Source organism: Methylobacterium tarhaniae, from assembly GCF_001043955.1.
Lineage (GTDB): Bacteria > Pseudomonadota > Alphaproteobacteria > Rhizobiales > Beijerinckiaceae > Methylobacterium > Methylobacterium tarhaniae.
Map to the genome: position 1 here is coordinate 76,420 of NZ_LABZ01000021.1, position 24,154 is coordinate 100,573.

25 protein-coding genes are annotated in these 24,154 nt (G+C 71.8%); 15 read left to right on the forward strand and 10 right to left on the reverse strand.

Annotated elements, in window-relative coordinates; translation table 11 throughout:
- Positions 1–77: 77 nt before the first annotated feature.
- On the reverse strand, positions 78–464 hold the full coding sequence (locus VQ03_RS03700; protein ID WP_157063939.1) for a YraN family protein: 387 nt from the start codon (positions 462–464) through the stop codon (positions 78–80).
- A complete protein-coding gene (gene rsmI / locus VQ03_RS03705) occupies positions 448–1,413 on the reverse strand; it encodes a 16S rRNA (cytidine(1402)-2'-O)-methyltransferase (RefSeq protein ID WP_048449510.1) in 966 nt (321 codons plus the stop codon). Before rsmI ends, VQ03_RS03700 begins: the two co-directional genes overlap by 17 nt.
- A 163-nt stretch (positions 1,414–1,576) precedes the next feature.
- On the opposite strand from rsmI, the gene VQ03_RS03710 reads away from it, so the two are divergent.
- Positions 1,577–2,782 carry a penicillin-binding protein activator gene (locus tag VQ03_RS03710; RefSeq protein WP_048449511.1) on the forward strand — a complete coding sequence of 402 codons (1,206 nt, stop codon included), beginning with the start codon at positions 1,577–1,579 and terminating at the stop codon, positions 2,780–2,782.
- A gap of 101 nt (positions 2,783–2,883) precedes the next feature.
- Here the strand turns inward: VQ03_RS03710 and VQ03_RS03715 are convergent, their stop codons facing one another.
- The 4 genes from VQ03_RS03715 to yciA form a co-directional block, all read right to left on the reverse strand.
- On the reverse strand, positions 2,884–3,273 hold the full coding sequence (locus tag VQ03_RS03715) for a DUF1842 domain-containing protein (protein ID WP_048449512.1): 390 nt from the start codon (positions 3,271–3,273) through the stop codon (positions 2,884–2,886).
- Between the two features lie 799 nt (positions 3,274–4,072).
- Positions 4,073–5,236, reverse strand: coding sequence for a radical SAM family heme chaperone HemW (hemW, locus tag VQ03_RS03720; protein WP_048449513.1), 1,164 nt, complete (start codon positions 5,234–5,236; stop codon positions 4,073–4,075).
- A 63-nt stretch (positions 5,237–5,299) separates the two neighbouring features.
- Positions 5,300–5,611 carry a YkgJ family cysteine cluster protein gene (locus VQ03_RS03725; RefSeq protein ID WP_048449514.1) on the reverse strand — a complete coding sequence of 104 codons (312 nt, stop codon included), beginning with the start codon at positions 5,609–5,611 and terminating at the stop codon, positions 5,300–5,302.
- Positions 5,608–6,036: an acyl-CoA thioester hydrolase YciA gene (gene yciA / locus VQ03_RS03730; protein WP_048449515.1), complete on the reverse strand. Its 429-nt coding sequence runs from the start codon at positions 6,034–6,036 to the stop codon at positions 5,608–5,610. The genes VQ03_RS03725 and yciA overlap by 4 nt, the downstream gene beginning before the upstream one ends.
- Positions 6,037–6,185: 149 nt before the next feature.
- Here yciA and VQ03_RS03735 point away from each other — a divergent pair, with 149 nt between their 5' ends.
- The 4 genes from VQ03_RS03735 to VQ03_RS03750 all read left to right on the forward strand — a co-directional run bounded on the left by VQ03_RS03735 (position 6,186) and on the right by VQ03_RS03750 (position 9,490).
- Complete coding sequence (locus VQ03_RS03735; protein WP_048449516.1) at positions 6,186–6,554, forward strand: hypothetical protein; 369 nt, start codon at positions 6,186–6,188, stop codon at positions 6,552–6,554.
- A 262-nt stretch (positions 6,555–6,816) separates the two neighbouring features.
- Entirely contained in the window at positions 6,817–8,121 is a 1,305-nt protein-coding gene (locus VQ03_RS03740) for an esterase/lipase family protein (protein WP_048449517.1), read from the forward strand.
- Positions 8,121–9,251: a hypothetical protein gene (locus tag VQ03_RS03745; protein WP_053078385.1), complete on the forward strand. Its 1,131-nt coding sequence runs from the start codon at positions 8,121–8,123 to the stop codon at positions 9,249–9,251. The genes VQ03_RS03740 and VQ03_RS03745 overlap by 1 nt, the downstream gene beginning before the upstream one ends.
- Positions 9,248–9,490: a hypothetical protein gene (locus VQ03_RS03750; RefSeq protein WP_048449518.1), complete on the forward strand. Its 243-nt coding sequence runs from the start codon at positions 9,248–9,250 to the stop codon at positions 9,488–9,490. The genes VQ03_RS03745 and VQ03_RS03750 overlap by 4 nt, the downstream gene beginning before the upstream one ends.
- Positions 9,491–9,494: 4 nt before the next feature.
- Here the strand turns inward: VQ03_RS03750 and VQ03_RS03755 are convergent, their stop codons facing one another.
- Both VQ03_RS03755 and VQ03_RS03760 read right to left on the reverse strand, forming a co-directional pair.
- A complete protein-coding gene (locus VQ03_RS03755; RefSeq protein ID WP_048449519.1) occupies positions 9,495–10,778 on the reverse strand; it encodes an ArgE/DapE family deacylase in 1,284 nt (427 codons plus the stop codon).
- 193 nt (positions 10,779–10,971) lie between these two features.
- Positions 10,972–12,543, reverse strand: coding sequence for a GMC oxidoreductase (locus VQ03_RS03760; RefSeq protein WP_048449520.1), 1,572 nt, complete (start codon positions 12,541–12,543; stop codon positions 10,972–10,974).
- A gap of 249 nt (positions 12,544–12,792) precedes the next feature.
- Here VQ03_RS03760 and VQ03_RS03765 point away from each other — a divergent pair, with 249 nt between their 5' ends.
- From VQ03_RS03765 to VQ03_RS03780, 4 genes are read left to right on the forward strand one after another with little or no spacing between them, the layout of a single operon-like run.
- Positions 12,793–13,263: a DoxX family protein gene (locus VQ03_RS03765; protein ID WP_048449521.1), complete on the forward strand. Its 471-nt coding sequence runs from the start codon at positions 12,793–12,795 to the stop codon at positions 13,261–13,263.
- On the forward strand, positions 13,260–13,706 hold the full coding sequence (locus VQ03_RS03770; RefSeq protein WP_048449522.1) for a cupin domain-containing protein: 447 nt from the start codon (positions 13,260–13,262) through the stop codon (positions 13,704–13,706). The genes VQ03_RS03765 and VQ03_RS03770 overlap by 4 nt, the downstream gene beginning before the upstream one ends.
- 4 nt (positions 13,707–13,710) lie before the next feature.
- The gene (locus VQ03_RS03775) at positions 13,711–14,613 is read left to right on the forward strand and encodes an SMP-30/gluconolactonase/LRE family protein (protein WP_048449523.1); all 903 of its coding nucleotides are present in this window, start codon (positions 13,711–13,713) and stop codon (positions 14,611–14,613) included.
- Positions 14,614–14,621: 8 nt separating this feature from the next.
- Positions 14,622–15,545 (forward strand): VOC family protein, encoded by a 924-nt coding sequence (locus VQ03_RS03780; RefSeq protein ID WP_083467753.1) that lies wholly within the window; start codon positions 14,622–14,624, stop codon positions 15,543–15,545.
- A 10-nt stretch (positions 15,546–15,555) separates the two neighbouring features.
- On the opposite strand, the gene VQ03_RS03785 is transcribed toward VQ03_RS03780, so the two are convergent.
- Positions 15,556–16,071, reverse strand: coding sequence for a P-loop nucleotide/nucleoside kinase family protein (locus tag VQ03_RS03785; RefSeq protein ID WP_048449524.1), 516 nt, complete (start codon positions 16,069–16,071; stop codon positions 15,556–15,558).
- Positions 16,072–16,350: 279 nt separating this feature from the next.
- Positions 16,351–16,734 carry a hypothetical protein gene (locus VQ03_RS03790; protein ID WP_245291947.1) on the reverse strand — a complete coding sequence of 128 codons (384 nt, stop codon included), beginning with the start codon at positions 16,732–16,734 and terminating at the stop codon, positions 16,351–16,353.
- Positions 16,735–16,964: 230 nt separating this feature from the next.
- Here VQ03_RS03790 and VQ03_RS03795 point away from each other — a divergent pair, with 230 nt between their 5' ends.
- From VQ03_RS03795 to VQ03_RS03820, 6 genes are all read left to right on the forward strand, one after another.
- The gene (locus VQ03_RS03795) at positions 16,965–17,687 is read left to right on the forward strand and encodes a hypothetical protein (protein WP_048449525.1); all 723 of its coding nucleotides are present in this window, start codon (positions 16,965–16,967) and stop codon (positions 17,685–17,687) included.
- Positions 17,688–17,713: 26 nt separating this feature from the next.
- On the forward strand, positions 17,714–19,147 hold the full coding sequence (gene pyk / locus VQ03_RS03800; RefSeq protein ID WP_048449526.1) for a pyruvate kinase: 1,434 nt from the start codon (positions 17,714–17,716) through the stop codon (positions 19,145–19,147).
- Between the two features lie 130 nt (positions 19,148–19,277).
- Positions 19,278–19,691 carry a DUF4864 domain-containing protein gene (locus VQ03_RS03805; protein ID WP_053078387.1) on the forward strand — a complete coding sequence of 138 codons (414 nt, stop codon included), beginning with the start codon at positions 19,278–19,280 and terminating at the stop codon, positions 19,689–19,691.
- Positions 19,692–19,754: 63 nt separating this feature from the next.
- Positions 19,755–21,167: a threonine synthase gene (thrC, locus tag VQ03_RS03810; protein WP_048449527.1), complete on the forward strand. Its 1,413-nt coding sequence runs from the start codon at positions 19,755–19,757 to the stop codon at positions 21,165–21,167.
- Complete coding sequence (locus VQ03_RS03815; protein ID WP_048449528.1) at positions 21,164–22,459, forward strand: M16 family metallopeptidase; 1,296 nt, start codon at positions 21,164–21,166, stop codon at positions 22,457–22,459. Before thrC ends, VQ03_RS03815 begins: the two co-directional genes overlap by 4 nt.
- 848 nt (positions 22,460–23,307) lie before the next feature.
- Positions 23,308–24,154, forward strand: an 847-nt coding sequence (locus VQ03_RS03820; RefSeq protein WP_048449529.1) for a UDP-3-O-acyl-N-acetylglucosamine deacetylase, incomplete at its 3' end; no start/stop codon positions are given.

A 24,154-nucleotide genomic window follows, 5' to 3' on the forward strand; every position in this document is an offset into this window, starting at 1 on the left:
GCCCCTCGACCTCATCGCACCCGCGAGCTTAGGCATGCTGCGCTGCACGCAGGATGAACGCAATCGGTGAATTTGGATTAACGCACCGTCTCCAGTTCGAAGGCCGAGACGACGTGGCGGGGCCAGCGGCCCGGCGCCACGAACACCGCGTCGGCCCGCAGGGTGAGGCCGGCGCTCCACGGCTCCCGGGCGATCCAGGCCCGGACGGCGCGGGAGACGAGGCGGCGCTTGCGGGCATCGATCGACAGGGAGGCCTCCTCCAGGGTCGGCCGGGCCTTGACCTCCACGAAGGCGACGACGTCCCCGCGGCGCACGATCAGGTCGATCTCGCCGCCGCCGATCGAGACGCGCCAGGCCAGCGGCCGGTAGCCCTTGAGAAGGAGGGCGAGGGCCGCCAGCAGCTCGGCCCGCCGGCCGCGGGCGAGATGGAGCCGGCGGCGCGCCGCCTCAGGCCTCGCCGGCATCGTCGGCGCGGCGGGCGAGGACCAGGGCGCGGGCATAGACCTCGCGCCGCTTCAGGCCGGTCTCGTCGGCGACGAGGCTGGCCGCGTCCTTGATCGAGTGGCGGGCAAGCGCCGCTTCCAGGCGGGCATCGAGATCGGCATCGTGCTCCGGGCCCGGCGCGTCCTCGGGCGCGGTCCCGATCACCACCACCACCTCGCCCTTCGGCGGGCCGGAGGCGGCATATTCGGCGGCGAGGGCCGAGAGGTCGCCCCGGCGCACGGTCTCGAACAGCTTGGTCAATTCGCGCGCCACCGCGGCGGGGCGTGTGCCGCCCAGCACCTCGGCGGCGTCCGCCAGCATCTCGGGCAGGCGGTGGGGCGCCTCGAACAGCACCAGGGTGCCGGGCACGCCCGCGAGCAAAGCCAGGCGGTTGCGCCGCGCCCCGCTCTTCTGGGGCAGGAAGCCCTCGAAGAAGAAGCGGTCGGTCGGCAGGCCCGCCGCGACGAGCGCGGTGATCGCCGCCGAGGGGCCGGGGATCGGCGTGACGGCGAGGCCCGCCTCGATCGCGGCCTGGACCAGCTTGAAGCCCGGATCCGAGACCAGCGGCGTGCCGGCATCCGAGACCAGCGCCAGGGCCTCCCCGTCCTTCATGCGGGCGATCATCCGCTCGCGCACCCCCTCGCCCGAATGCTCGTGGTAGGCCACGAGCGGCGTGGTGATTCCGTAATGGGCGAGCAGCGTGCGGGTGACGCGGGTATCTTCCGCCAGCACCGCGTCCGCCGCGGCGAGGGTGGAGAGCGCCCGGAAGGTCACGTCCTTCAGGTTGCCGATCGGCGTCGCCACCACGTGCAGGCCGGGGGACAGGGGCTCGGCCTCGGCGGCGAGGCCGAAGGCGGTGTAGACGGCCGGGCCCCGGCCGGTCGCGCGGTCCGGGGACCGTCGGCGGGAATCATCGCTGCGCTGGGTCATCGCCGCGACATTGCCACGGCCGGCGGCCCTCGCGCCATGGCGGCGCGTGCGGGAACAGTCGTTTACTTTTCGCCGGCAGACTTTATGCACCGGGCACGGATGTTGCCGCTCGGTTGCCGCGACTGATTCGCGGCGCGCAGGAGCCGGACCGGAGGAGCGGGCGATGGGGGGCATCGGCCTCGACACTCTGAGACGTTTCGGGCGGGGCGCGCTGGTGCTCGCCGCCCTGTCGCTCGGCGCCTGCGGCGGGGTCGACAGCCCGGTCGTCGCCACCCGGACCGCGCCCGTCGAGGGGCCGGCCGGTCCGTCCGGCGACGCGGCGACGCTCGGCACCGGCAGCGTCAAGGTCGCGCTGATCCTGCCGCTCTCGGGTCCCGGCGCCTCCGTCGGCGCGGCGTTGCGCAACGCCGCCGACCTCGCCCTCCAGGAATCCCAGAGCCCGGACCTGAAGATCCTGGTCAAGGACGACCGCAGCACGCCCGACGGCGCCCGGGAGGCGGCGGCCGCGGCGCTGGCCGAGGGGGCGGAACTCGTCATCGGCCCGCTCTTCTCCGCCACCGTGCAATCCGCCGCCGCCACGGTGCGGCCCTCCGGCAAGCCGGTGATCGCCTTCTCGACCGATGTCAGCGTGGCGGCGCGCGGCGTCTACCTGCTCAGCTTCCTGCCGCAGCCCGAGGTCGACCGCATCGTCGACGGGACGACGGCGGCGGGGCGGCGCTCCTTCGCGGCGCTGATCCCCGATACGGTCTACGGCAACGTCGTCGAGGCGCAGTTCCGCGAGGCGGTGGCCCGCCGCGGCGGCCGCGTCGTGGCGATCGAGCGCTATCCCGCCGGCAACCCGGCCGCCTCGGTCGGGCGCCTGGCCCCGCTGATCACCGGCCCGGCGCCGCAGGCCGACGCGCTGTTCCTGCCCGACACGCCGGAGGGCCTGAACGCCGCCGGAGCGGCGCTCACCCGCGCTGGGTTCAACCCGGCCCGGGTCAAGCCGGTGGGAACCGCGGTGTGGAACGACCCGCGGGTCTTCGCCCTGCCGGCCCTGCAGGGCGGCTGGTTCGCCGCGGCGGATCCGGCGGGCTTCACCGGCTTCAGCCAGCGCTACCGGGCCCGGTTCGGGACCGAGCCGGTGCGGGTCGCGACACTGGCCTACGACGCCGTGTCCCTCGCCGCGGCGCTGAACCGGCAATACGGGTCGCAGCGCTTCGCCGACACGACGCTCACCAACCCGTCGGGCTTCGCCGGGATCGACGGCACCTTCCGGTTCCGCCCGGAGGGCACCAGCGACCGGACGTTGGCGGTGTTCGAGATCCGCGGCGGCGGCACGACGATCGTCAGCCCGGCACCCCGGGCGCTCGGGCCATCGGGCACCTGATCCGCCCGCGAGTCACGGCCCAACGCGACGCCATCCGCGCGGAAAGGCCCCGGGCGCCGAGGCACCCGGGGCCGCAGCCGGCGTTGTGCGCCGGCCTTCGATCAGGCCTGGCTCCTCACCGGCAGGTTATCGATGGTCTTGCCTTCGTAGGTGATCGACGCCGTGCCGTTCCAGTCGTGGTCGACCACGAGCACCGCTTCGAAGTAGCCGAGATAGGTTCCGATCTTCGGCGGCAGAGCCGACACGGTGTAGGTGCCTTTCAGGGTGACCAGGAGCTTGTCCTCCCCGAGACCCGCGTGCCGGATCACGCCGTCGACATGGGGCACATGGATGTCGCCCTGCGGCGGAGCGATGGCCTGCGTGATCTCGGCCGATCCGTTGACCACCCCCGTCGGCGCGTACACCGAGCCCCGGAAGTGAACGGTCGGGGCACCCTCCGCACCGACATTGCCAATAATGAGATCGACGAGATAAAGACCAGTCTTAGCCATAATAAACCCCTGATGAGTTTAGTATTCTTATCATGACGCAGCGTCGCTGCGGCGTCGATCACTCCAATATCACACGATGTCGTAGAAACGAGTCTAATAATTAGGCGACGAAAATCTCATTGTTATTTTTTATTGATGTCTATGGAAGAGTTTTTTGTATGAACGATCAATTCGCCGATCCGAAAGGCACAACGGCATGATCTTGACAGCCATCTTAATTGTCTTATATTAGCACCATTATTCAATAAAAGTGATTTTATTTCTATTATAAAAATTCCGCCAAGACTTTGAATTGATGGCGAAATTCTGAGATGGAGCAACGGCCTCGTCGATCTTGGGCCTGCCCGGGATCGGCTCGCTGCGTCAGCATCCAGGCCGTTGGTATCATTTCGTCACCGGCTTCGCGGTCCTTTGCGGATGAAACGAAGCGTCGGTTGTCTTCACCCGATGCAACCGTCGAAGACGGTCTTCGCGTTGGCGCGGGTCCTCCTCTCCAGGCGATCCCGGGCTTGCCCGGGATCGCTGCAAGGAGCGGCGATCCCGCGTTCAGACATCTCACCGTGAAATCAATCGCTTGGAGTGAGTTTCCATTCCGTCGGCTTCTACCGGGACGTGCGGACGGAGCGGCCCGTCCCGGACGGCAGGGGCGCGGTCGTGGAATCGTCAGGCGGCGCCGTCGCCGCTGCGGCCCAACGCGGAACCGGTGACGCCGTCCCGCCGATCGACGGATTCACGCTCGTCGGCGCCGCCCGACCCTGTCGCGAGGGCAGCCCTTGCCGGAGCGGGCCCCGGGACAGGCTCAGGCGGCGAGCTCGGCCACCACGGCGTTGAGGACCGGCGCGCCCTTCGGGGTCGCGGCGAGACGGCCATCCGGCCTGCGGGCGACGAGCCCGGCTGCGACCAGTCCGGCGATGCGATCCGGGTCGAGGGCCCGGCCCGCGAGCGCGGCGTAGCGCGCCGGGTCGATGCCCTCGCGCAGGCGCAGTCCCATCATCAGGAACTCGTCGGCCTGGTCGCCCGGGCTCAGACGCTCCGTCTCGACGATGCCGTGGCCCTCGCCCTCGGCCCGGGCGAGCCAGGCTTCCGGGTTGCGCTCGGTCGCGGTGCCGGTGCGACCCTCGGGCAGGACGAGGCGACCGTGGGCGCCGGGGCCGATTCCCGCATATTCGCCGTAGCGCCAGTAGAGCAGGTTGTGGCGCGACTCGGCGCCGGGGCGGGCGTGGTTCGAGATCTCGTAGGCCGGCAGTCCGGCTCGCGCGCAAACCTCCTGGGTCACGTCGTAGAGCGCGCGGGCCGTGTCGTCGTCCGGCACGGTGAGCTTGCCGGCGGCGGCGAGGCCGTAGAAGGGCGTGCCCTCCTCGATGGTGAGCTGGTAGAGGGAGAGGTGCTCGGCCGCCCGGGCGATCGCCCCGCGCAGCTCCGAGGCCCAGGCCTCCGGCGTCTGGTCCGGCCGGGCATAGATCAGGTCGAAGGAATAGCGCTCGAAATGGGCGGCGGCGGTGTCGACCGCCCGCATCGCCTCCTCGGTGCTGTGGAGCCGGCCGAGCTTCCGGAGCGAGGCGTCGTCGAGGGCCTGCACTCCCAGCGAGACGCGGTTGACCCCCGCCGCCCGGTAGCCGCGAAAGCGGCCGGCCTCGACGCTGGTCGGGTTGGCCTCCAGCGTCACCTCGACGTCGGGCGCCATGGTCCAGGCCCCCGCCACCGCATCGAGGAGCGCACCCACCGTCGCCGGCTCCATCAGCGAGGGCGTGCCGCCGCCGAGGAAGACGCTGGTGACGGTCCGGCCCGGCGCGAGGGCGGCCGCATGGGCGATCTCCCGCGCGAAGGCGGCGCGCCAGCGCGCCTGGTCCAGGCGCCCGTGGCGGACATGGCTGTTGAAGTCGCAATAGGGGCACTTCGCGGCGCAGAAGGGCCAGTGCAGGTAGACCCCGAAGCCGACGTCCCGGGTCGGATGATCGATCATCCGGGGGATGTGCCGCCCCGGGGAGCATTGCGCAAGGGCTCGCGGGCACAAGGGCTCGTGCGCCTAGACCGGCAGGCCGTGATGCCGCCGGGCGATCAGGCATTCCGGATCGCCGGGCTCGCAGGTGCGGCAGACCTCGGGGCGCACGGCGTAGACCTTGCACGCCACGTGCTCGCCGATGCGCCCGTCGAGGGCGGAGCAACGGTCGCCCTCGCAGCGCATCCGCCCGGCCGGATCGTCGACATAGGCGGCCGGGATCCGCGCGATGTCGGCATCGTCCTCGGTGCTGAACCGGGGCCATTCGGCCGAGTAGGCGCAGCAGGCGCCGCAGGCCTGGCAGGCGAACGTCTCCGGGTCGGCGTGGGCGACGCTCACGGCGAGAGGCCCGGCGCGGCCGGCGGGATCGGGCGCGGCCGGCCCTCGTCGTCGATCGCCACGAAGGTGAATACGCCGACGGTCACCTTCTCGCGGGTCTGGGTGCGGAAACGCCGGGCCCAGGCCTCGATCTGGATCCGCATCGAGGTGCGGCCGGTGGCGACCACCTGGGTGTAGACGCAGAGCACGTCGCCGACCCGGACCGGGCGCAGGAAGGTCATGCCGTCGACGGCGACGGTGACGACGCGGCCCTGGGCCCGCTCGACCCCGGCGATGCCGCCGGCCTGGTCCATCTGCGACATCACCCAGCCGCCGAAGATGTCGCCGTTGGCGTTGGTGTCCGCCGGCATCGCGATGGTCCGCACCGTGAGGTCGCCCTGCGGCCGTGCCGTCTCGTCGGTCGTCGCTTCCCTGGTCCCGGCCATGATGCGCCACGCTCCCCCCTGGTCTCCTGCGTCAGCATAGGGCATCGAGGCGCCGGAGCGCGAGCGCCCCGATTCGGAAAGGCCCGCCGTTTCTTCATCCGGCGGACGGCCCTAGGTTCGGCGGCACGCCATCAGCCGGAGGACGCATCATGATCCAGGGCCACCCCACCAGCGGCGCCGAAGCCGACCGCGACTGCCCCGTCCCCCTCGCGACCCTCGGGGAGATCTACCGGGCCGAGCCGGAGGACCTGCCGGACCTCCTCGCCACCCTGCCGGTGGAGACCCGCGCCAAGCTCGCGGGCTATCTCTACGCCAAGAGCCACACCCACAAGCTCGGCCTCACGGTCGCCCGCACCTGCGGGAAGGAGGACCTGGTGAAGGCGCTCGGCGAGATCGGCGCCGTGGTCCACGGACAGGCCCACCTGCCGCCGCCCAAGCCCGCCCAGGCCGCCCCGGCGGCGCCCCAGACCCGCAAGATCAGCCTCGGCGGGTCGGGATCGAAGCGCAGCTTCGATTGAGCGGACCGGAGGAGCGGCGGCCCGCCGCCGCTCCTCCCGAGCGGGGGCCCGCCGCCGCTCCTCCCGAGCGGGGGCCCGCCGCCGCTCCTCCCGAGCGGGGGCCCGCCGCCGCTCCTCCCGAGCGGGGGCCCGCCGCCGCTCCTCCCGGATGTCGCCGGGATCGGGGACAACACTCTTCCGAAAGGCGATGCTGCCCCGACGGCCATTCCGCGCGATGATGCGGCCACGGCCGGCGGCGCCGCGCCGTCCGGGAGGAGAGGTCATGCACGTCATCATCTTCATCCCCGGCATCCTGGGGTCGCGCCTCAGCCTCGGCGGCGAGGAGGTGTGGCCCCCGACCATCACCGAGATCACCCTCGGCTATCGCCGCATCGACAAGCTCGTCGATCCCGCCGTCGTCGCCACGGCGGTGATCGACCGGGTCTGCCTGCGCGCGGTCTACGAACCGCTCCTCGCCGACCTCGCGACCCTGGCGGGCGGCGGCACGCTGGTCCCCTTCGCGTATGACTGGCGCCTGGACATCCGCGACACCGCCACCGCCCTGGCGCAGCGCATCCAGAAGGCCGTGGCGGACGGTGCGACTCGGGTGAGCCTCGTCGCGCATTCGATGGGCGGCCTGGTGGCGCGCCTCGCCGTGGAGGAACCGGCCCATGCCGGCGCGCCGTGGCTCGCCCGGGTCCAGGACCTGCTGCTGCTCGCCGCCCCCCAGCTCGGCGCGCCGCTGGCGCTCGCCCGGGCGCTCGGCCTCGAGGGCACGCTGGGCCTGAGCCCCGAGGACCTGCGCGTGATCGGCGCCGATTCGCGCTACCCGGCGCTCTACCAGCTCCTCCCCGCCCCGGGGCAGCAGGTGCTGTGGAACACCGGCCGCAACGCCACCGACCCGCTCGACCTCTACGACCCGAAGGTCGCCAAGGCGCTCGGCCTCGCGAGCGGGAACCTGTCCGTCGCCAAGGCGACCCACCGGCGCCTCGCCGCCGGGGCCCGGCCGGCCCATCTGCGCCTCGTCCATCTCGGCGCCTCGGGGCACGCCACCTGCCTGCGCGTCGAATCCGGCGGCCGCCTGCGGATGGTCGTGGCGGACGATGCCGGCGACGGCACGGTGCCGCTGTGGAGCGCGGTGCCGGGCAACGCCCAGAACGACGTCACCCCGGGCGACCATACCGGCTTCTTCACCGACGACCGCTTCCGGACCACCTTGTACCGCCTGTTCGGCCAGCACCTGCCGGCGACCCCGTTCGCCACCGCCGACGAGACGCCGCGGCTGCGCCTCTCCGTCGATGCGTTCACCTACGCGCCGAATGCCGAGATCGACGTGCTCGTCGTCCCGCTCAACCCGGCCCGGCAGATCGACGGGGCGGTCGCGGTGCGCGGCTCGACCGGCGCCGGGCCGAGCGAGGCCCCGGCGAGCCCGCCCCAGCCGGTCCGCTACGACGGTCCGCGGGTCAAGGTCCTCCGGCTCAAGCTCCAGGCACCCGCGATCCCGGGCCAGTACCGGCTGGTCTTCACCGGCTCCCACGCCACCGGGCCGGACGACTCGCCGGCCTTCGCGGTGAGCCGGGCGGTCTGATGGCGTCCGACCGGAAAATCCGCGCCCTGCGGGAGCGGGCCCTGTCCGTGCGCGCCTGGGCCGAGCGCAACCGCCTGCTCCAGGCCGGGCGGCTGCCGATCGCCGGCGGGCCGGCGATGGCGGTCGCGACCGTCGCCTTCGCGGAGAGCGCCGCCACGGCCTTCATCCGCAAGCCGATCGTCGCCGTGGGGATGAATCCGGGCCGGGGCGCGGACGGTGCGGTGGTGATCTACACCGCCCGCCCGCTCACCCTCGCGGAGAGCGCGCAGGTGGCCGAGGGTTTCCGGGACACCGGCGAGCTGCTGTTCCGCGTCGCCAAGCCGCCGGTGCTCGACGCCGCCTTGCCGGCGGCGCTCGCCGCGCCGCTGCCGCGGGCGGGCCTCGGCGGGCGCTACCCTTGCGGCAGCTCGGTGAGCCTCGGCAACGTGCGGGAGGCCGGCACCCTCGGCTGCCTGGTGCGGGACGGCGAGGGCGTGCTCTACGGCCTCTCGGCCAACCACGTCACCGGCGGCTGCTCGAACGCCCGGCCCGGCGCGCCGATCGTCGGTCCGGGGATCAAGGACGTGGGCGCCGGCCTGCCCGACCCGCGCACCCTCGGCCACCATGCCCGCGCCCTGGCCCTGGTGCCGGGAGATCCCGCGAGCGTCGCCCCCGGGCGCAACCGCGACGCGGCGGTGTTCTGCCTGCTCGATCCCGAGGCCCTGTCGTCGAGCCAGGGCGGCCACCACGACACGCCGGAGGAGGCCGCCGACCCGGTCGAGGAGGAGGCGGTCGAGAAGGTCGGCCGCAGCACCGGCCTCACCCGGGGGGTGATCGAATCGCAGATCGTCGGCCCGTTCCCGGTGAGCTACCGCACCACGATCTTCCACTCGGCGGAGGAGGATGCGGAGTTCCGCGGTCAGGTCTTCTTCGATCCGGTCTACGTCGTGCGCGGCGAGGACGGGCCCTTCGCGCTCGCCGGCGATTCCGGCGCCCTCGTCACCGCCGGGACGGGAACTGCCAGGCGGGCGGTGGGCATTGTCTTCTCGGGGCGCGGCGCCGAGGAGAGCTACATGCTTCCGCTGAAACCGATCCTTGACGATCTCGGCATGACCCTGGTCTCCGGTCACGGGACGGGCGGCGCGCGATGATCATCGAGATGGCGCAGGATTCGGGCGAGCGGGCCTCGGTCGCCCTGCGCCGGGCGCTGCTCGACCATCTCGGGCTGCCTCCGGGCCAGGCGGCGGTGACGCGCCGGCGGACCGCCGCCGGCGAGACCCTGGTGGTGCGCCTCGTCCCCGGCGCCCGGCCGGCGAGCCGGCCGGAGGCGTTCGGCGGCCTGCCGGTGACCTACGAGAGCGCCCGCCCGCCCCGGGCCGGACGCTGGTAGGGGATCAGGCGGCTTCCGTGCCGCACCACTCGGCGACGAACAGCGCCATGGCGGTGGTGATGCGCCGGAGCGAGGCGAGGCTCACCCGCTCGTCGAAGCCGTGGATGTTCTCGCTCTTCGGCCCGTAGCAGAGCGCCGGCACCCGGTCGTAGAGAGCGTGGACCCGGGTATCGAGGTAGCCGGCGGTCATGAAGCTCCTGAGGGCCGAGCCCGTCGCCGCCTCGTGCGCCCGGCCGAGCACCGCTTCCGCCTCCGAGCCCTCGTCGAGCACGTAGCCCTCGGCGAAGAAGCCGTGGAAGCTGACCTGCGGCGGGCTGTTCGACAGGAAGGCGTCGTCGCGGGCGAAGGCCGCCACCGCCGCCTCGATCTCGCGGGCGGCCTCGGCCGCGCTCGTGCCCGGGTAGATCGCGATGCGGCAATCGATCCGGCACCAGGCCGGCACCGAGGAGGCCCAGTCGCCGCCCTCGATCCGGCCGATATTGAGGTTGATCGGGTGCGCCTCGCCTTCGAAATGCGGGCGGCCCGCCTTGTCGGCGTTCCAGCGCGCTTCGAGCTGCCGCAGGGCGCCGATCACCCGGTAGGCGGCATCGATGGCGTTCGCCCCCGTTCCCATCTCGCGCACATGGACCGGCCGGCCCCGGACCTCGACCCGGAACCACAAGACGCCGGTATTGGCGCGCACCAGCATCTCCTCCTCGGGCTCGGGGATCAGCACCGCGTCGGCGCGGTAGCCGCGCAGGTGGGTCATCAGGGCGCCGTTGCCGGTCGATTCCTCCTCGACCACCGATTGCAGGGTCACGGTGGCGGCCGGCTGCAGGCCGATGCGCCGCAGGGCGTCGAGGGCGAACAGGTTGGCGGCGTGGCCGGCCTTCATGTCGGCCCCGCCGCGGCCGTAGAGCCAGTCGCCCTCCACCACGGGCTCGAAGGGCGGATGGGTCCAGAGGTCGGCCGGCCCCGGCGGGACCACGTCGACATGGGCCTGGAGGATCAGCGAGCGCCCCCGCTCCTCCCGCGGCCGGTGGATGCCGACGACGATCGGCGCCTCGGAATGCTCGGGAGAGAATGTCGCGCCGCCCGGATGCGCCTCGATCTGCGCCCGGTCCATCGCGAAGCGGTCCATGGCATAGCCGCGCTCGCGGAAGGTGCGGAACACGAAGTCCTGGATCGCCTGCTCCTGCCCGCGGGTCGAGGGAAAGCGCATCAGCGCCTGGGTGTAGGCGACCTGCCCGGAAAAGTTCTCGGCCACGGCGGCGACGATGCGGTCACGCAGGGCGGGGTCCAGGGACATCGGGGGCTCCTTGTCGAGGGCTTTCCCGTCATATCCTGGGAAGCGGCGGCGCACCTATGCGCTGGGTACGTGGTGGCGTGCGTCATGCGAGTCCGCCGGCCCCCGTCCCGGACGATCCGAGCGTCGCAGTCGGAGATCCGGGACAGGGCTCGCGGCAGCTTGGAGATGGGCACCGTGAACGCAGCCGGAGGCCCTACGCTCCCAGCCGCCCGATGATGTGGTCGGCCACCCGCAGCGAATTGGCGATGATCGTCAGGGTCGGGTTCACCGCCCCGATCGACGGGAAGAAGCTCGCATCGGCGACGTAGAGGTTGTCGAGCTCGTGCGCCTTGCAGTCGAGGTCGAGGACCGACGTCGCCGGGTCGGGACCGAAGCGGAGCGTCCCCGCCTGGTGGGCGGTGCCGCCGATCGGCACGTCCTTGCCGAGATAGAGCGAGCGGTCGAACAGGTGCGGGTGGATGTCGAGCTTGGCGCACAGGCCGCGCAGCTTGGCCTTCAACCGGTGCAGGGCCTCCTCGTTGGTCTGCTTGAGGTCGAGCCGCACCTTGGCCCCGTCGTAGAAGATCCGGTTCTCCGGGATCGGCAGGTCCTCGGTGGTGAGCCAGAAATCGAGGGAATGCCGGGCGAGCCAGTCGAACGGCTTCTCCGGGAACCATTGCAGGAAACCCGGCAGCCCCTCGCCGTGGATCTGCACCCCGTCCGACTTGCCGACCATCTGGATGTGGCCGAGGGGGTACTCCCAGTCGTCAGCGCCGAAATAGAAGTCGTTGAGGCCGAGCGTCTTCTGGAACTTGGTCGGGTTCGGGGTGCGGGAGATCGCCAGCACCGTCGAATTGTTGTGGCGCATGTAGTTGCGGCCGACTTGCCCTGAGCGGTTGGCCAGCCCATGCGGGTGGGCGTCATTGCCTGAGCGCAGCAGGAGGAGCGCCGAGGACAGCGCGCCGCAGGCCACCACCACGATGTCGCCGGTGAACACCTCGGTCGCCGCGCCGCGCTTGACCTCGACGCCGGTGACACGGCGCCCCGCCGGATCGGTCAGGAGCCGGTCGACATAGGCGTTGGTCATCAGGGTGAGGTTCGGATGCGCCGCGAGCGCCGGGTCGACGCAGATCACCTGCGCGTCCGCCTTGCCGTTGGTGATGCAGGGATAGCCGTCGAAGGCGTCGCAGCGGATGCAGGCCGAGTGCGGCAGCGGCTTGCCGTCCCGCTCCTCGAGCCGCACGCCGACAGGCAGGTGGAACGGGTGGTGGCCTTCGCGCTTCAGCCCGTCGAACAGTTCCTGGATCCGCGGTTCATGCGTGACCGGCGGATAGGCGTAGGGTTTCGGGGCCGGCGGCTCGGTCGGGTCCTCGCCGCGCAGGCCGTGGACGGAGTAGAGTTCCTCCGCCGCCTGGTAATAGGGTTCGAACACGTCGTACTTCACCGGCCATTCCGGCGAGAGGCCGTCCGGATGGCGGATCTCGAAAAAATCCTTCTCGCGCAGGCGGAGCAGGACCGAGCCGTAGACCTTGCTGTTGCCGCCCACGAAGTAGTGCAGGCCGGGATGGAAGCTGGAGCCGTCGGCGCCGTACCAGGTTTCCGGCGCCTGGTAGCGGGCCTCGACGAAGACTGCCTGGCTGTCCCAGTTCTCCCGCTCCCGCGGCAGGTAATCGCCGCGCTCCAGAAGCAGGATGCGCTTGCCGGTCTGGGCCAGCCGCCATGCCATGGTGCCGCCGCCCGGCCCCGAGCCGACGATGACGACGTCGTAATGCCGGTTCTCGCTCATCGACGCTCCCTCTTCCTGCGGCAGGCGCGGGGATGATCCATGGCCGCTCGATCGTGCTGAGGGCGTAGATGGCGGGGCTGGCGCGAACGTCGACCCGCCCCAGTTAGCTTTTCGCAGCGCACCGTAGAGCGGCGCCCGATCGCGCTGCGATCGGACGCCGCTCTAGATGCTTGATTTTACTGCATTTTCTACGACGAACCAATATCCACTTCGTCGGAAGATGCGCTAGGTAGCAGGGTTCCCGGATCGATGGACACCTTCAGCATCGCGGTCGCCTTCGGGGTCAGGCTCCTCCTGGTGATGCTCTTCCTGCCGTTCAGCGCCCTCGACAAGATCCTGAACTTTCGTGGCGCGGTGGGCCAGGCCAGGCAGGCGGTGCACGCCACCGGCCCTGCCACCGTGCTGATCCTGGTCGGCCTGTTCGTCGAGGTGGTGATGTCGCTCGGCATCCTCACCGGCATCGCCGACCGCTTCGCCGCCTTCGTGCTCGCCGGCTATTGCGGCGTCACCGCACTCCTCTGGAAGCAGTTCTGGAAGCCGGGGGATTTCTGGTCCGGCGGCAAGGGCCGCGAGCTTTTCTGGGACTTCTGGAAGAACCTCGCGCTCGCCGGCGGGTTCCTGCTCGTCACCTTCGGCACCGGGGCGGCGACGGTCGGGACGTTCCTCTCCGACCCCTTCGCCTCGTCGAAGCCCTACAGCGTCAGCGAGACCGCCCGATGAGCGATCGGAAGCCGAACATCCCCTACTGGCACCTCTGGGCCGACGCGGACGGGGTGAGCCACCAGACGCGGTGCGCCTTCACCGAGTTCGAGGAGAAGTCGATGTCGCCGCCGGCCCCGCCGCAATGGCAGGGGCAGAAGACCCATGACGGCGCGACCGTGTTCGTGACCGTGCAGCCGGTCGGCTGGACCGGGGACTGGCACCCGAACCCGAAGCCGCAATGGATCGTCCCGCTCTCGGGCCGCTGGTTCGTCGAATCGATGGACGGGACACGGGTCGAGATGGGGCCGGGCGAGATCTCGTTCGGCGAGGACCAGAACGTGCGCGAGGTCGACGGCAAGAAGGGCCACCGGTCCGGCACGGTCGGGAACGAGCCCGCCGTGCTGATGATCGTTCAGTACGACAAGCCCCCGACCACCGGGGCGGCCTGCCGGTTCCGGTGACGCCATGGACGGGTTCGAGATCCACGACGAGCGCTTCAAGCACTACATCCTGGGCAACGCGCCCCTGGAAGAGCTCGGCTCCGGCTTCCGCTGGATCGAGGGGCCGGTCTGGATGGGCGACGCCGATTGCCTGCTGTTCCAGGACCTGCCGCGCAACCGCACCATGCGGTGGATCGAGGGGGCGGGCTTCTCCGTCTACCGCCAGCCCTCGAACTACGCCAACGGCCAGACCCGCGACCGCGAGGGCCGGCTGATCGCCTGCTCGCATCGCGGCCGCTGCCTGTATCGCACCGAGTACGACGGCACGGTCACGACGCTCGTCGACGGCCATGCCGGCAAGCGCCTGAACTCGCCGAACGACGTGGTGGTGAAGTCGGACGGGACGATCTGGTTCAGCGATCCGGTCTACGGGATTTCCAACGACTACGAGGGCGGGCGGCAGGCCTCGGAGCAGCCGCCGGCGCTCTACCGCTTCGATCCGCGGACGAACGAGATCCAGGTGATGGCCGGCGATTTCGACGGTCCGAACGGCCTCGCCTTCTCGCCCGACGAGCGCCGCCTCTACGTCGCCGAGACCGGCGACCAGTCGAAGCCGAACCCGCGCCAGCATATCCGGGTCTTCGACGTCGCGCCCGATGGCGCGCTGTCCGGCGGCGACGTCTTCCATAAGATCGAGCCGGGCTATTGCGACGGGATGCGGGTCGACGAGGACGGCAATGTCTGGTCGAGCGCCGGGGACGGGGTGCATTGCCTCAGCCCGGAGGGCAAGCTGATGGGCAAGATCCTGGTGCCGCACCGGGTCTCGAACATCACCTTCGGCGGACCGGCCAAGAACCGGCTGTTCATCGGCGGCTCGCACACGCTCTATGCCATCTTCCTCGACCGGCGCGGGGTGCAGACCCCGTGACAGACTTCATGACAGCCCCCGTGGCGGCGCGCCGCCTCGCCCGCATCGCCCTGACCGCCGCCGACCCGGAGGGCCTGGCGCGCTTCTACCGCGAGGCGCTGGGCTTCACCGATGCCGAGGCGCCGCCGGCCGCGGACTTCGCCGCCGTGACCGGGCTGAAGGGCGCGCAGGCGCGCACCGTGCCCCTGCGGCTCGGCGGCCAGCCCCTCGACCTCGTGGCGGTGACGCCCGCGGGGCAGCCCTATCCGGGGGACGTGCCGGGCTTCAGCCCGCTGTTCCAGCACTGCGCCATCATCGTCTCCGACATGGGGTCGGCCCATGCCCGCCTGTCGGCCCGGGGCGGCTGGCGCCCGATCTCCACCGAGGGTCCGGTCCGGCTTCCCGCCTCCTCCGGCGGCGTGACCGCGTTCAAGTTCCGCGATCCCGAAGGCCATCCGCTGGAACTGCTGGCCTTCCCGCCGGACGCGACGCCCGAGGCCTGGCGGCGGCCGGGCGCGACGGATCCCTGCCTCGGCCTCGACCACTCGGCGATCTCGGTGGCCGAGACCGCCCGCAGCGTCGCGTTCTACGAGTCCCTCGGGCTGCGCGTCGCGTCGCGCTCGCTCAATACCGGGCCGGAACAGGCCCGCCTCGACGCCGTCGCCGACCCGACCGTGGAGGTGACCGGCCTCGGCTTCCCGGACGGCCGGCCACCCCATGTCGAGCTGCTGTGCTACCGCGGCGACCATCCGCGGCCGGCCTCCAGCCTCGCGCCCGACGCCATCGCGGCGACCCGCCTGGTGATCGCGATGACGGACGCCGAGGCCCTGGCGGCGGCCTGCGCCGCCCATGCCGGGCGGCTCGTCTCGGCCGGGCCGGTTCCGCGGCCCGGCGGTGCGGACGCCCTGCTGCGGGATCCGGACGGGCACCTGGTGTGGCTGACGGCGGGGTGACAGGGGCGGCTCAGGCTTCCTCCCGGCCTGTGCCGGCCTGCCGATGATGCAGGACCGTGAATCCCTCCTCCGGTGCCGGCGGCACGAAGTAGCGCGTGAACAGGTCGAACGCCTCGTCACTCACCGTGAATTCATGCGTGCCGGCGGCATTGCGGCGATGCAGGCGGGCCTTGCAGAGGGCATCGTCGGCTTCGAGGTAATGGAGCTGGTGCGCCGCCTCCGCCTCGCGAAAGACCGTCCGCATCCAGGCCCGGCTCTCCGGCGTATTGGCCGGGAAATCGAGCACCACGGACAGGCCGGCCCGCAGCAGCGCGACGAGGTGCGGCCCCATCACGCCGCGCAGGCGCTTGGCGTTGCGAGCGTACTCGGCCAGCGTGGTCTGCTCGCCCGGATAGAGGCCGGCGAGCCAGGCATCCTCCCGGACCAGGATGGTGCCGGGTCGCGCGGCGAGGCTGGCCGCGAGGGTCGATTTTCCAGAGGAGATCTTGCCGCACAGCAGATGCAGCACCGCGTCGGTGACGGGCATGACGAAACGACCTTCAGGGGCGCCGGCGGCGCCTTGGTTTCAGTGCGCCTCACGAAACTCCCGCTGCGCTGACGCGGCCAAAGCGAGCGACGACAGCGGTCGGGAGTTTTGTGAGAGACGCTCGCGGGATGCAGACAGCCGAAAACCGGCCCGACGGATCAGGCCGGGTGGATAATTCGGCGCATCGGCGCGCTGTGAACCGGGAAGGTCATGTATGGATCGTAGCCGTGGCCGGCCCCAAGGTCAAAGACGAACCGTCAAGGACGAACCGGGACGATGTCAGGCCGCCAGCCCCTGCCGGGAGCGCGGGGCCGGAGTGCCGGGTGCGTGACCATGTGGGTTGCCGCGCTGCAGCGCGATCTCGGCATTGCGCCGCGACTGCTTCAGGAGAACGAGGGCCGACCACCGCATCGCCACCTCGTGCCGGGCGACGAGCCGGCCGGCGGCGTCGTAGCGGCGCCAGCCGCAGCTCTCCCGCCCGGTCTCGTCGGCCTCGTCATACGTCTCGTAGCGGGCGACCAGGTTGCCGGCGGCGTCGAACTCGTCGTGATACCAGCGCACGCCGTCGAGCGGGGCGCCGCGGCTGCGCGAGCCGCGGATCACCAGCCGATGCTCGACGGGAGTGCGGAAGATCGTCTCGAATACGGGCGGCTGGAACAGCATGACCGTCGATACCCCGTCTGTATCGCTACCACTTGGTTTCTGCGCGATAGGGTGCGTTGCAGCATAACCTGCGTCAAGGGCGTGGCGTTGCGGCGCCGATGCTAATCGGGCGCCGACGGGTGCTCCTTTGGTCCAAGATGCCCTAGCTTCCGCGGCGGTGTCGCAACGAGCGAGGGATCGCGGGGATGCAGGACAGAGGACGGCGGGGCGGCAGGAGACGGCAAGGGGGTATGCGGGGCCGCGCGGGGCTGGCCGTGCTGGCCTGGCTCGCCGGGCCGGGAGCGGCCCTGGCGGCCGAGGGCGACTGCACCGATTACGGCGCGCTCGGCGCCGGCACCGGGCCGCGCCTCGGCACCATCAAGGATGGCGAGGCCCGCGTGCCGTTCGTCATGGGCGCATCCGGGCGCAAGGGCTGCCCCGGGCCCGATCCGGCCTGCCGCGAGAAGGCCTTCCTGGTGCCGGGCAACCTCGTGATCCTCGGCGGCGCGCAGCCGGGCTTCGTCTGCGCCACTTACGTCGGGAAGACGGGCGCGGTCCGCTCCGGATGGCTGCCGGACGGCGCGGTCGCCCCGGCGCCCGCCTCCCCGGCCCCGGCCGCGAAGGACTGGACCGGCACCTGGACGGCGCCGGAACAGACCCTGGTGATCCGGCCGGGGAGGGCCGCCGGCACCCTCGACGTCAAGGGCGACGCCACCTACGGCGCCCTCGACCCCGACCGCGTCCGCCGCGGCGCGGTCAATATCGGCCAGGTCGAGGGCGAGGCCGCTCCGAAGGGGGCGGACCTCGCCTTCACCATGGGGGACAAGGGCACCCTGCCCTACGCGGCCGGCGATCCGTCCGATTGCCGCCTGCGCCTGACGCTGCTCCCGCCCTTCCTGCTCGCCGAGGACAACAGCGCCTGCGGCGGCATGAATGTCAGCTTCACCAACCTCTATCGCCGCACCAAGCCCTGAACCAGTCGACGAGCCAGGAGCGCCCCATGCGTCGCCACCGCCATGCCAAGATCGTCGCCACCGTCGGCCCGGCCAGCAACACGCCGGAGCGGCTGAAAGCCCTCTTCCTCGCCGGGGTCGACACCTTCCGGCTCAACTTCTCCCACGGCACCCACGACGACCACGCCAGGGTCCACGCCGCGATCCGGGCGCTCGAGAAGGAGACCGGCCGGCCGATCGGCATCCTGCAGGACCTGCAGGGCCCGAAGATCCGCATCGGCACCCTGCGGGGCGGCAAGGCCGACCTCGCCACCGGCGACCGGATCCGCTTCGTGCGCGAGGGCCGCGAGGGCGGCACCGACGCGATCCCCCTGCCCCATCCCGAGATCTTCGCCGCGGTGGCGCCGGGCCAGGAGCTGCTGATCGACGACGGCCGGGTCCGGGTGCGGGTCACGGGCGTCGACGACGCGGCGATCGACGCCGACGTGGTGGTGGGCGGGCCGATCTCCGACCGCAAGGGCGTCAACCTGCCGGGCACGGTGCTGGCCCTCTCGCCGCTCACCGAGAAGGACCGGCGCGACCTCGCCTTCGGGCTCGAGCTCGGGGTCGACTGGGTCGCCTTGTCCTTCGTCCAGACCCCCTCCGACGTGATGGAGGCGCGCGGTCTCATCGCCGGCCGGGCGGGGCTGATCGCGAAGATCGAGAAGCCCTCGGCGCTCGATCACATCGAGGACATCATCCGCATCGCCGACGGGATCATGGTGGCCCGCGGCGATCTCGGCGTCGAATTGCCGCCCGAGGACGTGCCGGGCCGGCAGAAGGAGCTGGTGCGCGCCTGCCGCCGGGCGGTGAAGCCGGTGATCGTGGCGACCCAGATGCTCGAATCGATGGTCGGGGCGCCCTCGCCCACCCGGGCCGAGGCCTCCGACGTCGCGACGGCCGTCTATGACGGCGCCGACGCGGTGATGCTCTCGGCCGAATCGGCGGCGGGGCGGTATCCGATCGAGGCGGTCTCGATGATGGACCGGATCATCCGCCGCACCGAGCAGCACCGGCTCTACCGCTCGCTCGTCCGGGCGAGCGAGCCGGAGGTCGAGGACAGCCCGCCCCACGCCGTCGCCGCCGCCGCCGCGACCCTCGCCGACGCGATCGAGGCGGCGGCGATCGTCGCGTTCACGTCGAGCGGCACCACCGCCGCCCGCATCGCCCGCAAGCGCCCCAACGTGCCGATCCTGGCCGCGACCTCGGACGCCGCGGTGTCGCGCCGCCTGAGCCTGTACTGGGGCGCCCATTCCGTGCTCGGCCCGGAGATCGAGTCCTACGAGGCGATGGTCGACCGCGCCGCCGAGGTCGCCGCCCAGGAAGGGTTCGCGCAGGCGCCGGACCTCGTCGTGGCGGTGGCCGGCATCCCGTTCGGCCGGCCGGGCACCACCAACAACCTGCGGGGGGTGGAGCTGGGACGCAAGGCGAGCGGGGTCTGACCGCCGATCGGGGGCGGGGGGCCGATCAGGGCACAAGACCAAGGTGCAGACGACTTCTGATTGTGGCAGGCCTGCGGGCCTGCTACGCTGCGGCACCCGGAGAAGTCTGTTCTCCGGGAGGGTCCCATCCATGCGCACCCTCGTCGCCCTCATGACCCTGCTCGCCGTCGGCCACGGCGCCCTCGCCGCCGGCAGCGACCGGGATGCGGCCCGCGCGGTGATCCTGCGCCAGCAGGAGGCCTTCCGGCACGACGACGCCGCTGCGGCCTATGCCGAGGCGGCGCCTGCCATCCGGTCGATCTTCGACAGCCCCGAGATCTTCATCGGCATGGTCCGGCAGGGCTACGCGGCGGTGTACCGCAACCGCCGCTTCGAGTTCGGCACCGACGAGGAGCGCCCCGACGGGAGCCGCGCCCAGGGCGTGCGCATCCAGGACCAGGAGGGCGCCGACTGGGAGGCGCTCTACACCCTGGAGCGCGGAGCGGACGGCGCGTGGCGGATCACCGGCTGCCGCCTGCGCAAGGCGCCGGGCGCGAGCGCCTGACCCGCGGGCTGACGCGCGCGCCGGTTTCGTGTAGGGCGTGCGCCAGCCTCAGGACTGATCACCGTGCTCCATGTTTCGACCCGCGGCAGCGCCGCGCCGCTGACCTTCACCGACGCGCTGCTGGCCGGGCTCGCCCGCGACGGCGGCCTGTACATCCCGCGGGACTGGCCGCAGATCGCGCCGCAGACCATCGCGGGTCTCGCCGGCCGGCCCTATGCGGAGGCCGCCAAGACCGTGCTCTCGCCGCTCGTCGACGGCGAGATCGCCCAGGCCGACTTCGACCGGATGATCGACCAGGCCTATGCCACCTTCCGGCACCCGGCGGTCTGCCCCCTGACCCAGCTCGGCGACAACCTCTTCCTGCTCGAGCTGCATCACGGGCCGACCCTCGCCTTCAAGGACGTGGCGATGCAGCTGCTCGGCCGGCTGATGGACCACGCGCTCAAGGCCAAGGGCAGCCGCGCCACCATCGTCGGCGCCACCTCGGGCGATACCGGCAGCGCCGCCGTCGAGGCGTTCCGCGGCCTCGACAACGTCGACGTGTTCATCCTCTATCCCCATGGCCGCGTCTCCGAGGTGCAGCGCAGGCAGATGACCACGGTCGATGCCGAGAACATCCACGCGCTCGCGGTCGAGGGCACCTTCGACGACTGCCAGGCGATCGTGAAGGCGCTGTTCCAGCACCCGCGCTTCGCGGACGAGGTGCGGCTGTCGGGCGTCAACTCGATCAACTGGGCCCGGGTCGCCGCGCAGGCGGTCTACTACTTCACCAGCGCGGTGGCTTTGGGCAGCCCGCACCGGCCGGTCTCGTTCTCGGTGCCGACCGGCAATTTCGGCGACATCCTGGCCGGCTGGGCGGCCAAGCGGATGGGCCTGCCGGTCGGACGGCTGATGGTCGCCACCAACGCCAACGACATCCTGGCCCGCACGCTGGCGACGGGAACCTACGAGGTGCGGGGCGTGGCGCCGACCACCTCGCCGTCGATGGACATCCAGGTCTCGTCGAATTTCGAGCGGCTGCTCTTCGAGGCGCTCGACCGCGATTCCGCCGCCGTCAACCGGCTGATGGCGGGCCTCAAGCAATCGGGCGCGTTCACGCTCGATCCGGCGACGCTGGCGCGGATCCGGTCCGAGTTCGACGCGGCGGCGGTGCCCGAGGACGCGGTCGTGGCCGAGATCCGCGACGTCTATCGCGGCACCGGCCAGATCGTCGATCCGCACAGCGCCATCGGCGTGCGCGCCGCCCGCAAGCTGCTGGCGACCGACCCGGCGACGCCGGTGGTGGCCCTGGCGACGGCGCATGCGGCGAAGTTCCCGGACGCGGTCGAGGCGGCGACCGGAATCCGCCCGGCCCTGCCGCCGCATCTCGCCGACCTTCTGGAGCGGCGCGAGCGCTTCACCGTGCTGCCGAACGACGAGGCGGCGGTCGAGAGGGCGATCCGCGAGCGCGCCCGCATCCTGAGGAGCGCCGCATGAACCAGCACTTCGCGACGCTCGGCGCCTCGCCGGACCTCAAGGTCACGCGGCTGCCCAACGGGCTCACCGTCGCCACCGAGGCGATGCCGGGCGTCGCCACCGCAACCCTCGGGGTCTGGATCGGGGCGGGCTCGCGCAACGAGCGGCCGGAGGAGCACGGGCTCAGCCACCTCATCGAGCACATGGCGTTCAAGGGCACGGCGACGCGCTCGGCCCGCCAGATCGCCGAGGACATCGAGAATGTCGGCGGCGAGATCAACGCCGCCACCAGCGTCGAGCAGACGAGCTACACCGCCCGGGTTCTCGGCGAGGATGCCGAGGTGGCCCTCGACGTGCTCGGCGACATCCTGACCCGCTCGGCCTTCGAGGCCGGCGAGCTCGCCCGCGAGAAGGGCGTGATCCTGCAGGAATACGCCGCCGTCGAGGATACGCCGGACGACGTCGTCTACGACGCCTTCACGGAAGCCGCCTTCCCCGACCAGCCGATCGGCCGGCCGATCCTCGGGCGCCCGGAGACGATCAAGAGCTTCGACCGGGCCGCGATCGAGGCCTATCTCGCCCGCGAATACACCCCCGGCCGGATGGTGCTCGCCGCGGCCGGGGCCGTCGAGCACGACGCGATCGTGGCGGCGGCGGAGAAGCACTTCGGATCGATGCCGGCCAGCGACGCGCCGGAGGCGGTGCCGGGCGAGTATCGCGGCGGCGAGCGGCGGATGCCGCGCAAGCTCGAGCAGGCCAACCTCGTCCTCGGCCTGCCCGGACTGTCGTTCCGCGACGACGCCTACTACGCCACCCACCTCTTCGCGCAGGTGCTCGGCGGCGGGCTGACCTCGCGGCTCTGGCACGAGGTGCGCGAGACCCGCGGCCTCGCCTACGAGATCCACGCCTTCCACTGGCCGTTCAGCGATTGCGGCCTGTTCGGCATCGGCGCCGGCACCGCGGGCAGCGACCTGCCGGGCCTCGTCGAGGTGACGCTGGCCTGCCTGCGCGAGGCGGCGGAGACGGTGGATGCGGCCGAGCTCGCCCGGGCCAAGGCGCAGCTCAAGGTCGCCCTCCTCTCGGCGCTGGAGACGCCGGGCGGCCGGATCGAGCGCACGGCGCGCCAGCTCCTCGCCTGGGGCCGGGTGATCCCGGCCGCCGAGGTGATCGCCAAGGTCGACGCCGTCACCCCCGACGACGTGCGGGCGGCCGGGCGCGCCCTCATCGCCGGCGCCCCGACCCTCGCGGCGATCGGGCCGATCAAGAAGCTGCAGAGCCTCGAGGCGGTCGGGACGGCGCTGAAGGCGGGCTGACCGGTTCCAGGCCCACGCGTCGGAATCCTTCCCCGTCGCGAGCGGGGCTGTCCGGAGAAAAGAAGTGGCCCCTCTCCCGAGTGGGAGAGGGGAGAGGGCATCGAAGATCCCGCGTGAGGGCGCTACGGTTCCGCAGAAAATTCGGGCTGTTCCGCCACCAGCACCACGCTCAGCGATTGACACTGAAGCGTATCACCCTCGCGCGATCTTCGATCGCCCCTGCCCTCTCCCACTCGGGAGAGGCGATCCCGCATTTGATTTCAAAAATGATTTTCCCCGGACAGTCCTGCATTGCGAGGGCGGGCGGTGAGCGCAGCGGGACGACGTCCCGCCGAGAGGGGCAGCGCGACGCGGATCCAGGGACCCGCCCTTCATCGAGCGCGCGACCTCTCCGGCAGCGCGGTTCGCCTCTCGCGCCCCGCATCCGAGCGACACCCTTCCCCATCCCAAGTCCGGCCTACACGACTTGGGCATGGGGGTGTGAAACTCGGGCCGGCCCGAGTTCCGTGGAGAGGGGGTCGTAGCAGCAGCTTTCGCACATGCCGCAGAGATACGGCCACCGTCGACAATCGAACCGACCTGTTCCCGGGCGACGCGCGCCGCCCGGCCTCCGGCTCGACGCGCTTGAACTAGGCCGAACGGCCGAGTGTCGAGTCATCGCCAGTCTCCTTAGAACAGACTCGCAATCGAGCGTGCACGCGCTCGAAGGCGGGTCCTGCGCGGCCCAAGTCCCGGGGTCGAAGAGACTGCTGTCCTAGCCGTCGCGCTCACGGAACAACCGCGCTGTCCCCTGGGGAACAGCAGACGACGGCCGATGCATCGGCCGGCGGAACGGTCGGGCGAACGGGATGAGGATCGAGGGCGTCGCGCACGCGGCGGACGGTGCGTCGCGTGAGGCGACGCTGGGCCGGCGCGTGTGGCTGCGCGGCCCGGGCCTGCATACCGGCCGGGTCGCCCGCGTGACGATCGCGCCCGCCCCCGCCGGCCACGGCATCCGCTTCGCCGTGCGCTGCCCGGTCACCGACACCCGCGCCGAGGTCCCGGCCGTCACCGCCCGCTGGGTCGCGAGCCGGATGAGCACCGCCCTCGATCTCGGGCAAGGCCGCAAGCTGCGCACCATCGAGCACCTGATGGCGAGCCTTTCGGCCTCCCGCATCGACAATGCGGCGATCACCGTCGAGGGCACCGAGATTCCGATCCTCGACGGCTCGGCCGCGCCCTGGTGCGCGCTGGTCGACGCCGCCGGGCGCGTGCCGCAGGAGCGGCCGCGTCAGGTCCTGCGCATCCGCTCCCCCTTCCAGGTCGATGGGCTGCACGGCTTCCTGCGCGCCGAGCCGGCCGAGGCGTTCAGCGTCGACGTCAGCACCGACCGGCTGCCGGGCTTCGGCGTGTTGCGCTGGTCGGGACCGATCGACCCCGCCTCGTTCCGCGCCGAGATCGCCCGGAGCCGCAGCTTCGGCAATGCCTCGCTGATCTGGCGCACCCTGCTCAAGACCCGCCTCGCCCGCACTGTCCTGCCGACCGGGACCCGGGAGCGGCTCTGGGCATGCTCGTTCGAGTCCCAGACCGTTTGCGGGAGCGGCCTCACGCCCGCTCCGGCGCGGCCGGAATACCGGCGCCCGATCGGCCCGGAGACGGAGCGGCGGATGCATCCCCGCGACCGGGAGCCGCTGTTGCGCGGGGCGCGCCCCGCGC